The following is a 15,412-nucleotide window of genomic DNA, read 5'->3' as shown; positions in this document are numbered from 1 at the left end:
ATGTTCAGACCGTTATCGATTTTCATCGGCACGCGCTATACCCGCGCCAAGCGCCGCAACCGTTTTGTTTCGTTTATCTCGATGACCTCGATGATCGGCCTCGCCCTGGGCGTGCTGGCGATGATCGTGGTGCTGTCGGTGATGAACGGTTTCCAGCGGGAAATGAGCTCGCGCATTCTCGGCATGGTGCCCCACGCGACCATCGTTGGCGTCAAGCCGATCAGCGATTGGCAGCCGGTGGCGGCGGCGGCGATGAAAAATCCTGAAGTCACCGCTGCGGTACCGTTCACACAGATGGACGGCATGCTCTCCTACAAGGGCGGGATGCAGCCGATCGAGATCAGTGGCGTTGATCCGGCCCAGGAAGGCAAGGTGTCGATTGTGGCCCAGCATATTGTCCAGGGCCGTCTTGAAGATCTGAAACCAGGCGAGTTCGGTGTAGTGATCGGTGAGATCACAGCCCGGCGTTTCCGCCTGAACGTTGGCGACAAGCTGACCTTGATCGTCCCGGAAATCAGCAGCGCACCCGGTGGCATCACCCCGCGCATGCAGCGGTTGAATGTGGTCGGTGTGTTCAAGGTGGGGGCGGAGCTGGACGGCTCCATGGCGTTGATCCACATGGCCGACGCCGCCGAGATACAGCATTGGGAACCGAACCAGGTGCAAAGTGTGCGTCTGGCGGTGAAGGACCTGTACGCGGCGCCCAAGGTTTCGGCGGATATCGCCGCCAGCCTCGGCGCCGACTACAAGGCGGACGACTGGACCCACACCCAGGGCAGCCTGTTCAGCGCGATGAAGATGGAAAAGACCATGATCGGCCTGCTGTTGCTGATGATCGTTGCCGTGGCGGCGTTCAACATCATCGCGACTTTGATCATGGTGGTGAACGACAAGGGCGCCGACATTGCGATCCTGCGTACCATCGGCGCCACGCCACGGCAGATCATGGCGATCTTCATGGTGCAGGGCACGGTGATCGGGATCGTCGGCACCTTGATCGGCGGCATCCTGGGCGTGATCGCGGCGCTGAACGTCAGTGAACTGGTGGGGTGGCTGGAGCGGGTGACCGGGCAGCATATCTTCAGCTCGGACGTGTATTTCGTCAGCAACCTGCCTTCGCAATTGCAGGGCGGGGATGTGGTGCTGATTTGCTCGGCGGGGTTTGTGTTGAGCTTCTTGGCGACGATCTACCCAGCGTATCGGGCGGCGAAGATTGAGCCGGCGCATGCCCTGAGATATTCGTAGTTCTTAAGACCGCTATCGCAGGCAAGCCAGCTCCCACATTTGACCGCGTTCGCCAGAACAACTCAGTCTAATGTGGGAGCTGGGCTTGCCCGCGATGAGGCCGGTACAGCTTGCATCAATACCCCCGCGGCAACGCCATCACAAACCGCGACCATCCCGTCCCCGACTCACAGAAAATCTGCCCGCCATGGGCCCGCACAATCGACTGGGTAATCGCCAGCCCCAGCCCTGCATGCTCGCTACTCCCTTCATGACGCGCCGGATCTGCGCGGTAAAACCGGTCAAACAACCTTGGCAGCAACGCCTCCGGAATGCCTTCCCCGGTGTTTTCCACACTCAGCGTCACGCCTTGCATACCCTCGGCAATCCGCACGCTGACTTCGCCACCCGGCGGGGTGAACCGCAGTGCGTTATCCAGCAGATTGGAAATCGCCCGGCGCAACATGCTGCGGTCGCCTGAGGTATTGGCGGCGCCTTCCCGAACCAGCCGCACCTGGACGTCCTCTGCCAGTGGCGTAAAAAATTCCAGCAATGCGTCCACTTCGTCCGCCAGCATCAGTTTTTCGCGCTTGGGCATCAGCAGCCCATGGTCTGCCTTGGCCAGGTACAGCATGTCGTTGACCAACTGCGCCATCCATTGCAGTTCCTCAAGGTTGCTGTGCAGGGCCTCGCGGTAGTCCTCCAGCGCCCGTGGCTGTGTGAGGATGACTTGGGTCTGTGTCAGCAAATTCGACAGCGGCGTGCGCAATTCATGGGCGATGTCGGCAGAGAACGCCGACAGCCGCTGGAAGGCGTCGTCCAGGCGCCCAAGCATTGCGTTGAAGGATTGGGCCAGTTCCGCCAGTTCGGCCGGCATCTGTTCCTGGGGCAGACGTTGGGTCAGGGAGTGGGCGGACACGCTGCCAGCCACTTCGCTCATGCGCCTCAAGGGTCGCAACCCGCTGCGGGCCGCCCAGGCGCCGAGCAGGGCGGTGGCCAGGGCGGAAAGGCCGACGGTCAGCCAGATCAGATGCTGCATGCGTTGCAGGAAGTGTTGATGGTGGGTGATGTCGAGCATCAGGGTCAGCTGTGGCGAGTCGGCGTTGCCGGAAACAAGGGGCGCGTTGTACACCCGGTAATCGGTTCCGGCGTTCTGCACGCTGTGCAGGCCTGGTTCCTGGGGCAAGGTGACGCCCGGTGCACCATCGAACCAGCGCTGATTGCCGGCGGTGATGCGCAGGGCCAGGTCGGGCTGGCGATTGAGTTCTTCGCGCAGTTTCGCCTCTCGTAACGCAAATAGCTCGGGAGTGCCCGCACCCTGCAATGTGCTGCGCAACGCTATCAGCTTGCCGTCGAGCAACTGCTGGTCCAGCTCGATGAAGTGCACCTCGCTGGCGTGGTTGAACAATACGCCCGCCAACAGCGAGACCACCGCGGTACAGCCGGCAAACAACAGCGCCAGGCGGCTGGTCAGGGAAATCCGCTTGATCAACTGAACCGCTCCTCAAGCACGTAGCCCATGCCGCGCACGGTGTGAATCAACTTGTTGGGGAAGCTGTCGTCGACTTTCAAGCGCAGGCGGCGGATCGCGACTTCGATGATGTTGGTGTCGCTGTCGAAGTTCATGTCCCATACCTGGGAGGCAATCAGTGATTTGGGCAGTACTTCGCCCTGGCGGCGTAGCAGCAGTTCCAGCAGGGAGAATTCCTTGGCCGTGAGGTCGATGCGCTGGCCGTCGCGCTCCACCCGGCGGCGGATCAAGTCCAGGCGCAGGTCGGCCAGTTGCAGGCTGGTTTCCTGGGGCGTACTGCTGCCACGGCGCAACAGGCTACGCACCCGGGCCAGCAATTCGGAAAATGCGAAGGGCTTGACCAGGTAGTCGTCGGCGCCCAGTTCCAGGCCATGCACCCGGTCTTCCACCGCGTCCCGTGCGGTCAGGAACAGCACGGGCATGTCGAGCCCGGCGCTGCGTACCGCCTGGAGGATTTGCCAGCCATCCCGGCCTGGCAGCATCACATCGAGGATCAACAGGTCGTAGTCGCCGGTCAGTGCGAGGTGCTGGCCGCTGGTACCGTCGGCCACCAGTTCGGTGTTGAACCCGGCCTCGGCCAGGCCCTGGCGCAGATAATGGCCGGTTTTCGGTTGGTCTTCGACGATCAGCAGTTTCATGGGCGGCTCATGGTTTTACGTAAACACAGACGTTATACAGCGCGCGCCCTACAGCAGGCTCAAGCTGACAAAGTTGTAATCTAGCCGTCAGTTGGCTGGCAGCGCGGCGTTTGTAAAGTGTCCCACAGACTGATTCAGAACCTTTGGAGTGTGACCATGTTTTTGCGTAAACCCTGGCTGTTGGCTGGCTGCCTGATGGCGCTGAGTTTTCCAGTGCTGGCGTCCCCGGCCGAAACCTTCGCCTTCGGTGAGGCTGCACCCGCCGCCAAGGCCACGCGCACCGTGGAAGTGGTGCTGCAGGACATTTCCTTTTCGCCCAAGGCTATTGATGTAAAAGCCGGTGAGACCGTGCGCTTCGTATTGATCAACAAAGGCCAGTTGCTTCACGAGTTCAACCTGGGCGACGCGGCGATGCACGCTGCGCACCAGCAGGAAATGCTCAAGATGCAGGCCAGCGGCATGCTGACGGCTACCGGCATGGGCAAAATGGACCACAGTGCGATGGGCCATGGCGACATGGGCGGCATGAAACACGACGACCCCAACAGCGTACTCGTAGAGCCGGGCAAGACCGCCGAACTGACCTGGACCTTCGCCAAGACCACCGGCCTGGAGTTCGCCTGCAACATCCCTGGCCACTACCAGGCGGGCATGGTTGGCAAGCTGACCGTCAGCCAGTAAGCAACTGGGGTGCAAAGGCGGGTAGAATGGCCGCGTTTATTTAGCCAGGTTTCCGCCATGCATCCCGCAGCCGAACATTCGCCGCTGGGCAAGTCCAGTGAATACATCTGCACCTACACCCCTTCGTTGTTGTTCCCGATTCCCCGCGCCGCCAAGTGGGCCGAGCTGGGCCTGAGCGCCGAGACGCTGCCGTATAAAGGCGTGGATTTCTGGAACTGCTTCGAACTGTCCTGGCTGCTGCCTTCCGGCAAGCCCGTGGTGGCCATCGGTGAATTCAGTATCCCGGCCGACTCGCCGAACATCATCGAGTCGAAGTCCTTCAAGCTGTACCTCAACTCACTGAACCAGACTGCGTTTGCCGACGTGCAGAGCCTTGAGGCGACCTTGCACACCGACCTGAGTGCAGCCGCCGGCAAGCCGGTTGGCGTACGCATCCGCAGCCTGGGCGAGGTTGAAGCCGAAGGTGTGGTCGCGTTGCCTGGTGTGTGCATTGATGACCTGGACATTACGGTCAGCAACTATGAGCACCCGCGCCCGGAACTGCTGCGTTGCGACGATTCGCGTGTGGTGGAAGAGAGCGTCCACAGCCATCTGCTCAAGTCCAACTGCCCGGTGACCAGCCAGCCTGACTGGGGCAGCGTGGCGGTGGAGTATCGCGGTGCGGCGCTGGACCACGCCAGCCTGCTGGAATACCTGGTGAGCTTTCGCCAGCATTCGGACTTCCATGAGCAGTGTGTGGAGCGGATCTTCCTCGATCTGCAGCGTTTGCTCAAACCGGAGAAACTGACGGTGTATGCGCGGTATGTGCGTCGCGGTGGGCTGGATATCAACCCGTATCGCAGCACTGAAGATCTGCAGTTCCAGAACTTGCGCCTGGCTCGTCAGTAGCCTTCACACAAAATAAATGTGGGAGCGGGCTCGCCCCCACATTGGGTAGGTGCCCGGCTGTTAGATCCCGATATTACCCAGGGTCAGCACAATATTGCGCAGGGTCCCGGCGATGCCCGGGTGGTCCAGTTCGAAGCGCTCTACCGCCTGGTTCACACCGTCGGCGATACTCGGATCCTGAATGGCGCCTTCCAGCGGCTCCTGAACCTCCAGTTCAGCAATCAATGTTTGCAGCTCTTCGCGCTTTTCGAGTGGCATTTCTGGATTCTGATCCAATTGCTCGCGCAAAATTTTGACCTGTTCTTGCAGTTGTTCGCGGGCAGGCATGGCGTTCTTCCTTTTATCGATAGGCACTGGCATAGACCGCGGCAGGCCGGGAAAGGTCTGCGGGCTGACCTGTAGATTAATCCACTGGCGCCGACTGTGCATGATCTCGATCAGGGCTTCTCGCCTTTGAGCTGGCGCAGGCTGATGTCTGCCAGGCAGGTGTGCAGTTCGCCGAGGTGGTCAATTACCGAATGCACGCCCAGGCCATAGAGCGCGACAGTGGCTTTGGCACGCTTATGCTCGCGTTCCTTCTCGCTGAGTGCTTGCCATTGCTCCGTAGAGACCCCGCACAGTGAACCGCAGGATGCCAGGCCGATGGTCCACAGGCCGGCGTTGAGCCCCGATTGCAGCAGGCGCGGTTCGCCGCTGACCAGGACGCAGCCTTCAAGGCGTTCGATGTTCAGTTCCATCAACGCTTGCCAGCATGCGTGGGGCGCGGGCCAGCGGGTAGAGGAGGGTTTGGCGGCCTTGATCCAACGTGGTAACCCCGCGGCCAAAGGCATGCAAACCGAAACAGGTAACTCATCCAGCCATGCGCAAGGAACGCGCTGTTCTTCGAGGCTGCGCAGGATTTTGAGGGCGCCGACAGTGGCATGGGAGTCGCTTGAGCGCGCAGAGCCGGCGCGGGCCTGGGAACCAAAATCCACCAGGCAGCCACTAAGCCCGAACAGTACGGCCGTCAGGGACGGGACACTGGCAGTAACAATTTCGGCGTGTGGCATTTCGACGTCCCTGAAATAACAGTGACGCTACCGAACGCTGATGACAGGCAAGTTACATCGGCTGTAATTGTAGGAATTTTGTGCATTTGCCGAATGACATTTCTGCAAGGCTGCCTAATCCGACACTTCCGTCATATACTGACGGCCTCATTCAGGGCATAGCGCCCATGACAGACCATTCAAGGAGTTCAAGCTATGCGCTGGAGCCAATGTCTAGCTCAGCTAACCGTGTGTGCCAGTGTGTTGCTGGTTCCTTTCGCGGCCCAGGCGGCCTCGGAAGATGATCCATGGGAAAGCATCAACCGCCCGATCTTCACCTTCAACGACACCGTTGACACCTACGCCCTCAAGCCTTTGGCCCAAGGGTATCAGTTCGTCACCCCGCAGTTCGTGCAGGACGGTGTGCACAACTTCTTCCGCAACATCGGCGACGTCGGCAACTTTGCCAACGACGTGCTGCAACTCAAGCCGCATGCTGCCGGCGTCGACACTGCCCGCCTGCTGATGAACACCACGTTCGGCGTGCTGGGTTTCATTGATGTCGGCACCAAAATGGGGCTGCAACGCAACGACGAAGACTTCGGCCAGACCCTCGGCCACTGGGGTGTCGGCAGCGGTCCTTACGTGATGCTGCCGTTGCTGGGCCCAAGCACCCTGCGTGACGCGCCGTCCAAGTACGTGGACAGCTACACCGAACCGTACCGCTACATGAATGATATCGACTGGCGTAACAGCACCATGGGGCTCGACATTATCGACACCCGCGCCAGCCTGCTGTCTTCCGAGAAGCTGATCAGCGGCGACAAATACACCTTCATCCGCAATGCGTACCTGCAAAATCGCGAGTACAAGGTCAAGGATGGCAAGGTTGTAGACGATTTTTAAGCCTCGGGCTTGAATGCAGAAGGCGGCCCTCGGGCCGCCTTTTTTGCGAGCGGAATTTGAGGTTTGCCCGTGGGTTACGTCCTTACTTTGCGTCGCGGTTTTATGCGTTCTTATAACCACCGGTGATTTGCGATGTAAAGACGCCCGGCGACCATCGCCATGAGCTTGAAACCCCTGGCGGATGGGAGTACCGTCTGCGCCTTAGAAGGGCACCTCTGCTTTACCTTTGTGCATGGGCAATATCCCGGCGCTTTGTAGGACAGAGAGGCTAGAAAGCGAATCCAGTAGTGAGCCCGGCCATTGTCGAGCTGCCTACGCCAACCTAATTCTGGCGCCGTTTGCCCACATGCAGAAAACCAGTGCCACGCTGCTGATAATCGATGACGACGAAGTAGTGCGCGCGAGTCTCGCGGCCTATTTGGAAGACAGTGGCTTCAGCGTCCTGCAGGCCAGCAACGGCCTCCAGGGTCTCCAGGTATTCGAGCGCGACAAGCCCGACCTTGTGATCTGCGACCTGCGCATGCCTCAGGTGGGCGGCCTTGAGCTGATCCGCCAGGTGACCGACCTTTCCCCGCAGACGCCGGTGATCGTCGTGTCCGGTGCCGGCGTGATGAACGATGCCGTCGAGGCCTTGCGCCTGGGCGCCGCCGACTACCTGATCAAGCCCCTGGAAGACCTGGCGGTGCTGGAGCACTCGGTGCGCCGCGCCCTGGATCGTGCACGGTTGCTGCTGGAAAACCAGCGTTACCGTGAAAAGCTCGAAACCGCCAACCGCGAACTCGAAGCCAGCCTGAACCTGCTCCAGGAAGACCAGAATGCCGGTCGCCAGGTGCAGATGAATATGCTGCCGGTGAGCCCGTGGACCATCGACGAGTTCAAGTTTGCCCACCAGATCATCCCGTCGCTGTACCTGTCGGGTGATTTTGTCGACTACTTCCGCGTTGATGAGCGGCGTGTCGCGTTCTACCTGGCCGACGTTTCCGGCCACGGCGCCTCCTCGGCATTCGTGACCGTGTTGTTGAAGTTCATGACCACACGGCTGTTGTTCGAATCCAAGCGCAATGGCACCTTGCCGGAGTTCACCCCTTCGCAAGTGCTGGGCCACATCAACCGAGGCCTGATCAGCTGCAAGCTGGGCAAGCACGTGACGATGGTCGGCGGCGTGATTGATGAAGAAACGGGTCTTTTGACCTACAGCATTGGCGGTCACCTGCCATTGCCGGTTTTATACACTCCAGACAGTGTGCGTTACCTGGAAGGGCGTGGTTTACCAGTGGGCTTGTTCAATGAAGCCACCTATGAAGACCACATCCTGGAGCTACCGCCGACATTCAGCCTGACGCTGATGTCCGACGGTATCCTGGACCTTTTGCCAGAGCCTACACTCAAAGAGAAAGAAGCCGCCTTGCCCCAACGGGTCAGGTCGGCGGGCGGCAGCCTGGATGGCCTGCGGCAGGTTTTTGGATTGGCCACGCTAGGGGAGATGCCGGATGATATCGCCCTATTGGTGTTGAGCAGGAATCTTTGATGAGTACCGGAAGAATCCAATTCGCCGAGCAAGACGGGACTTTTGTCCTGAAGTTTGTCGGTGAAGTGCGCCTTACCTTGTGTTCGGCGCTGGACGCGACGATTGAGCGGATCTTCACAGCCTTGAATTTCTCGGCGATCGTGATCGATCTGACCGAAACCCGCAGCATCGATAGCACCACCCTTGGGTTGTTGGCCAAGTTGTCCATTCTGTCTCGGCAGAAGGTCGGACTGCTGCCGACTGTCGTCACCACCCACGAAGACATCACCCGTCTGTTGCAGTCCATGGGTTTTGATCAAGTGTTCAACATCGTTGACCGCCCGATCCCGTGCCCGGAATGCCTGACCGACCTGCCATCCCAGGACCAGTCCGAGGAAGTGGTACGGATCAAGGTGCTGGAAGCCCACAAGATCCTGATGGGCTTGAACGACTCCAACCGCGAGGCGTTCCACGACCTGGTGAATGCGCTGGAGCGCCACTGAGTTATAGCTGCCTCTTTTAAAAAAGAGCCAGGCACGAAAAAGGGCGGTACCCGCGAGGGTACCGCCCTTTTTGCCGTCGCCCGTTTTTAGAGCTTGGCGGTCAACAGCGCTTCGAGTTTTTCCTGGTCACGGGCGAACTGACGAATGCCCTCGGCCAGCTTCTCGGTGGCCATCGCATCTTCGTTGGATTCCCAACGGAACTGCGCTTCGGTCAAGTGCACACGAGCCTCACCTGCATGGCCTGGCGCCAGCTTGCGCTCCACCTTGCCATCGTCGGCAGCCAGTTTCTCCAGCAGGTCCGGGCTGATGGTCAGGCGGTCACAACCGGCCAGCTCTTCGATCTGGCTCAGGTTACGGAAGCTCGCACCCATCACCACGGTCTTGTAGCCATTGGCCTTGTAGTAATTGTAGATGCGCGTCACCGACTGCACGCCCGGATCATCGGTACCGGTGTAGTCGTTGCCGTTGGCCTTCTTGTACCAGTCGTAGATACGGCCCACGAACGGCGAAATCAGGAACACGCCGGCTTCAGCGCAAGCCACGGCCTGGGCGAAGGAGAACAGCAGCGTGAGGTTGGTCTGGATGCCTTCTTTTTCCAGCTGCTCGGCGGCGCGGATGCCTTCCCAGGTGGAGGCGATCTTGATCAGCACGCGGTCGCGGCCAACGCCGGCCTTGTCGTACAGGTCGATCAAACGATGCGCGCGCTTGAGTACCGCGTCGGTATCGAATGACAGGCGGGCATCCACCTCGGTGGAAATACGGCCGGGCACCACTTTGAGGATTTCCTGGCCGACGGCTACCGCGAAACGGTCGCTGGCCAGGCCTACGTCGCCGTTGCAGTCGGCAACGCACTCATCCAGCAGCTTGGCATACGCCGGGATCGATGCGGCCTTGAGCAGCAGGGAAGGGTTGGTAGTGGCGTCTTGCGGCTTGAGCTTGGCGAGAGTCGAAAAATCGCCGGTATCGGCTACTACGGTGGTGAATTGCTTGAGTTGTTCCAGCTTGGAAGTCATGGGCGTGCTCTGTCCTGTGGGTCTGATGACATTACCCGAGCGCTGACAGCCGCTCAAGGGCGCAAATGCATTCGATCGTTTGCGAGGGCAACAACCTGAAAACAGCCGTTTGAATCACCGGCCACTGCTGAATAAGAGGCCAAAACAGTCAGCAGGTTCAACCTGACTGCCCGATGACCACCCAATCTCCATGATGTACTCCCATTCAAATGTGGGAGCGAGCTTGCTCGCGAAAGCGCAGTGTCAGGCTCCAGATAAACCCACTGACACCCCAATCACCGCCCCTCCAACAATTCCCCAGCCTTATCCAGCAACGCCAGCGGATCACTGGCCTTGTGAATATCCACCGACAACAACTGCCGAAACTTCCGCGCCCCCGGGAAACCCGTCCCCAGCCCCAGCACGTGGCGGGTGATGTGATGCATCGAGCCACCTGTCGCCAAGTGTTCGGCTATATAAGGACGCAACTGCGCCAGCGCCTCCGCACGGGTGATCACCGGCGCGGTGCTATCAAACAGCTGTTGATCCACTTCGGCCAGCAAATACGGATTGTGATAAGCCTCGCGACCGAGCATTACACCGTCAAAGGTCTGCAAATGCTCCTGGCATTGCTCAAGCGTCTTGATCCCGCCGTTGAGAATGATCTCAAGCTGCGGAAAATCCTGCTTCAACTGCGCGGCGACGTCGTAGCGCAAGGGCGGGATGTCCCGATTTTCCTTCGGTGACAGACCTTCCAGAATCGCAATGCGCGCATGCACGGTGAAACTGGTGCAGCCCGCGTCCTTCACCTGGCCGACGAAATCGCATAGCTCGGCGTAACTGTCCCGGCCATTGATACCGATGCGGTGCTTAACCGTCACGGGGATCGAGACCGCGTCCTGCATGGCCTTCACACAATCCGCCACCAAAGCAGGGTGCGCCATCAGGATCGCGCCGATCAGGTTGTTTTGCACCCGGTCGCTTGGGCAGCCGACGTTCAAGTTCACTTCGTCGTAACCGGCGTCCTGGGCCATACGGGCGCAGGCGGCCAGGTCCGCGGGGACGCTGCCGCCCAACTGCAGGGCGAGTGGATGCTCGGCCTCGTTGTGGCGCAGGAAGCGTTCGTGGTCGCCGTGGAGGATCGCGCCGGTGGTCACCATCTCGGTGTAGAGAAGGGTGTTTTTGGAGAGCAGGCGCAGGAAGAAGCGGCAGTGTCTGTCAGTCCAATCCATCATAGGTGCAACGGAGAAGCGACGGGAGAACGATGGGGTTGGTGCGATAGGTGAGGACATTGGGATCTGAGGTGGAAAAGGCGAAGGGCCGACAGTTTAACAGGAATGGGTCCACTCCCGTGGCCGTCAGTGCCAGAGCTTCAGCCACCCTGGCACGGTTTCAGCCTATTTCTTCTGTTTGTCAGGCGCTTGAGTCAGCGCCGACGCGGCCACAGATTTTACATCCGGCGGCGTGCTCGGATCCGCCAGCAGCTTCGCTGCTTTTGACGCGACGCTTTCACTGGTTTTTTCGTCTTTAGCCATTACCTGAGGTTCCCTGAATGTAGGTCGCCGGATCATCTGAATTGATGCCCCGGTCGGATTTAATATGTAGGAGCTAACTGTTGATATCGCCAATCAGAATATGTGCCGGGATAATTCGTCGCCAAAACGACATCAAGCTGAACCAACACTGTCGCCCGGTAAGGTTTCATAATTCTCACGGATGTTAAGGCCTACGCTCACACCGATAAGAGGGTATGCCCACGCCTCCAGTCCACAGGGAATTTAAAATGATCTCCAATCTCGTCAAAGTCGCGATGGTCGCTGGTACGTTGCTGTTGGCTGCTTGTTCGTCGGGTTCATCGGGCGTGAGTAGCGACCCTTGTTTCACCGGCGGATGCCAGGCCTTTGGTGACCATAGCCCCAGCAAAGCCGCCAAGATGAGTTTTGGGGGCAGTGCGCTGGGGAGTAGCTATGGGGAGTATGGTTCGGGGTTGTTGCATGATGACTGACTGAGCGGGCGGGGCAGTCATTTACTGGGTGACTGACCCACCGCTTTCGCGAGCAAGCTCGCTCCCACATTGGATCGTGGGCGGGCTTTGGAGGTGTGGTGTTAATGGCCGCCCTTCATGCGGCGGGCTATCAGGTAGATGCCCAAACCTACCAACGCTGTTGCAGCACCGATGTATCCAGTACTGGTCCATCCATACCCCGCCGTAATCGCCATCCCACCCAACCACGGGCCTAGCGCATTCGCCAGGTTGAACGCCGCGTGGTTGGACGCCGCCGCCAGGCTTGGTGCTTCATGAGCAATGTCCATCAAGCGGATTTGCAGCGGTGCGGCCATGGCAATCATGGTGCCGACCAGGCCGATGCCCAGCAGTACGCTCCACAGCGAACTCGCGGCGAAGGTGAAGAAAATCAGCACGGCCATCGACCACACGATGATCCAACCCACTGCGCGAAATTGCAGGCGGTCAAACAGCTTGCCGCCGGCGATGTTGCCAATGATGCCGCCTACGCCAAACGCAGCCAAGCCGAATGGGATCCACTGCGGCGACACTTTGGTCACCTCCAGCATGGTCGGCGCCAGGTAGCTGAACACGCAAAACATCCCGGCAAACCCAATAGCGCCAATCGACAGCGCCATCCACACCTGTGGTTTGGTGAAGGCGCGCAGTTCTTTGCGTGGGTCGCTGCGCGGTTCGTCGTGGCGGTCCGGGACGAATTGCCACACCAGCGCGATGGTGCACAGGGCGATGGCGCTGACCAGCGCGAACGCCGAGCGCCAGCCAAAGTGTTGACCGAGGAAGGTGGCGATGGGGTTGCCGAGCAGCATGGCCAGGGTCAGGCCCATCATTACGCGGGCCACGGCGCCGGCGCGTTTGTCGTTGGGCACCATGCTGGAGGCGACCACGGCGGCGATGCCGAAGTAGGCGCCGTGAGGCAGGCCGCTGATAAAGCGAAAAGCCACCAGTGAGCCGAAGGTCGGGGTAAATGCCGTGGCCAGGTTGCCCAGGGCATACAGGCCCATCAGCAGCAGGAGCATGTGTTTGCGCAGCAATTTGGCGCCGAGGATCGCCAGCAGTGGAGCGCCGACCATCACGCCTAACGCGTAGGCGCTGATGGCATGGCCGACCTGAGGTTCGCTGAGATTGAGGTTGTGGGCGATGTCGGGCATCAAGCCCATGATGGCAAATTCGCCGGTGCCGATCGCGAATGCGCCCACGGCCATGGCAGCTTCCATTTTGGCGGCGCTGCGCGCGGGCAGCACGTGCCCGGGAGTTTGGTGGATAGACATGGATCGCTCTGTTTGGATGGATGACACGGTGCAGAGCCGACGATGCTACGCAAGCGGCGGTGAAGGTGTCTAGAACGGCGTGACGCGTGATCGTTCAGTTTCATCAAGGCGCCTGTGACGCCACGTCGCGGCTGCCAGGCTTGACACGCTCGCGCCAAAACCCGCGATTTAGAGCTGTCAATTGGCCAAACAGCGCATATCGGCCGCCTGCCGTGATATTCTGCGCGCCGTCCTGGTCTAGTCTTTCCTCCGTGCGTACATCCGTATACGTCCCGGCGGTTGGCTGTCGCCCAGGTAGCTGAAGCCAATAATGATAAGAAGTCAGCGCAGAAGGGACATAAAAGTGAGGTCGATGCATCGACCTTGTGTGCCCACCCTGCGGCCCTCATGAATGTGGAAACCTGCGGTGCGTTGCCTGGCGCGGCGTAAATCAGGGTCTCCCAGGATCAGGGGCAGTGGGGCGGATGGCGTTTTATCATAGGTGCTACTGATGTTTAAAAAAGTAAACACTGCCCTGCTGGGGCTGGCTTTGTCGATGGGGATCACGTCCGTTCACGCGGAAGAGGCAAAGAAAGTCGATGTGCTGCTGATCGGCGGCGGCATCATGAGTGCAACCCTGGGTGTGTGGCTCAACGAGCTGCAACCGGACTGGTCGATGGAGATGGTCGAGCGCCTGGATGGCGTGGCCGAAGAAAGCTCCAACGGCTGGAACAACGCCGGTACCGGTCACTCGGCGTTGGCTGAACTGAACTACACCCCGGAAGACAAGAACGGCAACGTTGAAATCCCGAAAGCGGTCGAGATCAACGAGGCGTTCCAGATCTCCCGTCAGTTCTGGTCGTGGCAGGTTCAGCAGGGCGTCCTGAAGAACCCGCGTTCGTTCATCAACTCCACTCCGCACATGAGCTTCGTGTGGGGCGATGACAACATCAAGTTCCTGAAGAAGCGTTACGAAGCGCTGCAAGCGAGCCCGCTGTTCGCCGGCATGCAGTACTCCGAAGACCGGGCGCAAATCGCCAAATGGGTCCCGTTGATGATGGAAGGGCGTGACCCGAACCAGAAAATCGCGGCCACCTGGACCCCGATCGGTACGGACGTGAACTTCGGCGAGATCACTCGCCAGTTCGTCGCTCACCTGCAAACTACGCCGAAGTTCGACCTGAAACTGTCGAGCGAAGTGCAGGACATCACCAAGAACGCCGACGGCACCTGGCGTGTCAGCTACAAAAACCTGAAAGACGGCAGCAAGACTGAAACCGACGCCAAGTTCGTGTTCATCGGCGCAGGCGGCGGTGCACTGCACCTGCTGCAGAAGTCGGGCATTCCTGAAGCCAAGGAATACGCAGGCTTCCCTGTGGGTGGTTCGTTCCTGGTGACCGATAACCCAACGGTTGCCGAGCAGCACCTGGCCAAGGCCTACGGTAAAGCTTCGGTTGGCGCACCGCCGATGTCGGTTCCGCACCTGGACACCCGCGTGCTGGATGGCAAGCGTGTGATTCTGTTTGGCCCATTCGCCACCTTCTCGACCAAGTTCCTGAAAGAAGGCTCGTACCTGGACCTGCTGACCAGCACCACCACCCACAACATCTGGCCAATGACCAAAGTCGGTATCCGCGAATACCCGCTGGTCGAGTACCTTGCCGGCCAACTGATGCTGTCGGATGACGACCGCTTCAACGCCCTGAAAGAATACTTCCCGAACGCCAAGAAAGAAGACTGGCGCCTGTGGCAAGCCGGTCAGCGTGTGCAGATCATCAAGCGTGACGAAGAGCAGGGCGGCGTCCTGAAACTCGGTACCGAAGTGGTCAGCTCCGCCGACAACACCATCGCAGGCCTGTTGGGTGCATCGCCAGGCGCGTCCACCGCGGCTCCGATCATGCTGACCGTGCTGCAGAAAGTGTTCAAGGATCAGGTGGCTTCCCCGGCCTGGCAGGAAAAGCTGCATCAGATCGTGCCTAGCTACGGCACCAAGCTGAACGACAGTCCTGAAGCTGTGGCTAAAGAATGGGCCTACACCGCCAACATTCTGCAACTGACGCCTCCACCAGCGATTCCGCAGCTGACCGCTCCTAAGGCCACCGAGGCTGCCCAGCCTGCGGTTGAGCCGAGCAAGCCAGCTTCTGACCTCGCGCTGTAAGACGTTGGTGGGGTCCTGGCTCAGGACCCCGCCGATGTAAAAAGCCCGCTGAACCGGTAACGGTCAGCGGGCTTTTTGTTGGC

At 59.7% G+C, this 15,412-nt stretch carries 16 protein-coding genes; 8 read left to right on the top strand and 8 right to left on the bottom strand.

Annotated elements, in window-relative coordinates; genetic code table 11:
• Positions 1–1,245 (top strand): lipoprotein-releasing ABC transporter permease subunit, encoded by a 1,245-nt coding sequence (locus tag ACZRN6_RS01190; protein ID WP_322143986.1) that lies wholly within the window; start codon positions 1–3, stop codon positions 1,243–1,245.
• A gap of 115 nt (positions 1,246–1,360) precedes the next feature.
• Here ACZRN6_RS01190 and ACZRN6_RS01185 read toward each other — a convergent pair whose 3' ends face one another.
• Positions 1,361–2,713, bottom strand: a complete 1,353-nt coding sequence (locus tag ACZRN6_RS01185) for a heavy metal sensor histidine kinase (protein WP_464007162.1) — start codon at positions 2,711–2,713, stop codon at positions 1,361–1,363.
• Positions 2,713–3,393, bottom strand: a complete 681-nt coding sequence (locus ACZRN6_RS01180; protein WP_322143987.1) for a heavy metal response regulator transcription factor — start codon at positions 3,391–3,393, stop codon at positions 2,713–2,715. The genes ACZRN6_RS01185 and ACZRN6_RS01180 overlap by 1 nt, the downstream gene beginning before the upstream one ends.
• A 156-nt stretch (positions 3,394–3,549) precedes the next feature.
• Between ACZRN6_RS01180 and copI the strand changes: the two genes are divergently transcribed.
• A complete protein-coding gene (gene copI / locus ACZRN6_RS01175) occupies positions 3,550–4,074 on the top strand; it encodes a copper-resistant cuproprotein CopI (RefSeq protein ID WP_464007033.1) in 525 nt (174 codons plus the stop codon).
• Positions 4,075–4,131: 57 nt separating this feature from the next.
• Complete coding sequence (gene queF, locus ACZRN6_RS01170) at positions 4,132–4,962, top strand: NADPH-dependent 7-cyano-7-deazaguanine reductase QueF (protein ID WP_322143988.1); 831 nt, start codon at positions 4,132–4,134, stop codon at positions 4,960–4,962.
• A 60-nt stretch (positions 4,963–5,022) separates the two neighbouring features.
• Here queF and ACZRN6_RS01165 read toward each other — a convergent pair whose 3' ends face one another.
• Both ACZRN6_RS01165 and ACZRN6_RS01160 read right to left on the bottom strand, forming a co-directional pair.
• Positions 5,023–5,289 (bottom strand): DUF4404 family protein, encoded by a 267-nt coding sequence (locus ACZRN6_RS01165; protein WP_322143989.1) that lies wholly within the window; start codon positions 5,287–5,289, stop codon positions 5,023–5,025.
• Between the two features lie 110 nt (positions 5,290–5,399).
• Positions 5,400–6,011, bottom strand: a complete 612-nt coding sequence (locus ACZRN6_RS01160) for an HAD family phosphatase (protein WP_322143990.1) — start codon at positions 6,009–6,011, stop codon at positions 5,400–5,402.
• A 195-nt stretch (positions 6,012–6,206) separates the two neighbouring features.
• Between ACZRN6_RS01160 and ACZRN6_RS01155 the strand changes: the two genes are divergently transcribed.
• From ACZRN6_RS01155 to rssC, 3 genes are all read left to right on the top strand, one after another.
• Entirely contained in the window at positions 6,207–6,896 is a 690-nt protein-coding gene (locus ACZRN6_RS01155) for an MlaA family lipoprotein (protein WP_322143991.1), read from the top strand.
• 346 nt (positions 6,897–7,242) lie between these two features.
• Positions 7,243–8,424 carry a two-component system response regulator RssB gene (rssB, locus tag ACZRN6_RS01150; RefSeq protein WP_177089715.1) on the top strand — a complete coding sequence of 394 codons (1,182 nt, stop codon included), beginning with the start codon at positions 7,243–7,245 and terminating at the stop codon, positions 8,422–8,424.
• Positions 8,424–8,906 carry an anti-sigma factor antagonist RssC gene (gene rssC / locus ACZRN6_RS01145; RefSeq protein WP_068587814.1) on the top strand — a complete coding sequence of 161 codons (483 nt, stop codon included), beginning with the start codon at positions 8,424–8,426 and terminating at the stop codon, positions 8,904–8,906. Before rssB ends, rssC begins: the two co-directional genes overlap by 1 nt.
• Before the next feature lie 86 nt (positions 8,907–8,992).
• Here rssC and tal read toward each other — a convergent pair whose 3' ends face one another.
• From tal to ACZRN6_RS01130, 3 genes are all read right to left on the bottom strand, one after another.
• Positions 8,993–9,919: a transaldolase gene (gene tal, locus ACZRN6_RS01140; protein ID WP_464007032.1), complete on the bottom strand. Its 927-nt coding sequence runs from the start codon at positions 9,917–9,919 to the stop codon at positions 8,993–8,995.
• 275 nt (positions 9,920–10,194) lie between these two features.
• Positions 10,195–11,190: a tRNA dihydrouridine(20/20a) synthase DusA gene (dusA, locus tag ACZRN6_RS01135; protein ID WP_464007031.1), complete on the bottom strand. Its 996-nt coding sequence runs from the start codon at positions 11,188–11,190 to the stop codon at positions 10,195–10,197.
• Positions 11,191–11,295: 105 nt separating this feature from the next.
• A complete protein-coding gene (locus ACZRN6_RS01130; protein ID WP_322143994.1) occupies positions 11,296–11,433 on the bottom strand; it encodes a hypothetical protein in 138 nt (45 codons plus the stop codon).
• Positions 11,434–11,681: 248 nt separating this feature from the next.
• Between ACZRN6_RS01130 and ACZRN6_RS01125 the strand changes: the two genes are divergently transcribed.
• On the top strand, positions 11,682–11,903 hold the full coding sequence (locus ACZRN6_RS01125) for a hypothetical protein (RefSeq protein ID WP_322143995.1): 222 nt from the start codon (positions 11,682–11,684) through the stop codon (positions 11,901–11,903).
• Positions 11,904–12,004: 101 nt separating this feature from the next.
• Here the strand turns inward: ACZRN6_RS01125 and ACZRN6_RS01120 are convergent, their stop codons facing one another.
• Positions 12,005–13,192 (bottom strand): MFS transporter, encoded by a 1,188-nt coding sequence (locus ACZRN6_RS01120; RefSeq protein WP_464007030.1) that lies wholly within the window; start codon positions 13,190–13,192, stop codon positions 12,005–12,007.
• A gap of 490 nt (positions 13,193–13,682) precedes the next feature.
• On the opposite strand from ACZRN6_RS01120, the gene mqo reads away from it, so the two are divergent.
• On the top strand, positions 13,683–15,329 hold the full coding sequence (mqo, locus tag ACZRN6_RS01115) for a malate dehydrogenase (quinone) (protein WP_464007029.1): 1,647 nt from the start codon (positions 13,683–13,685) through the stop codon (positions 15,327–15,329).
• Positions 15,330–15,412 lie beyond the last annotated feature (83 nt).

Source organism: Pseudomonas sp. A125, assembly GCF_055409485.1.
Note: the sequence above shows the minus strand (reverse complement) of the source record. Positions and strands in the feature narration are given on the sequence as shown.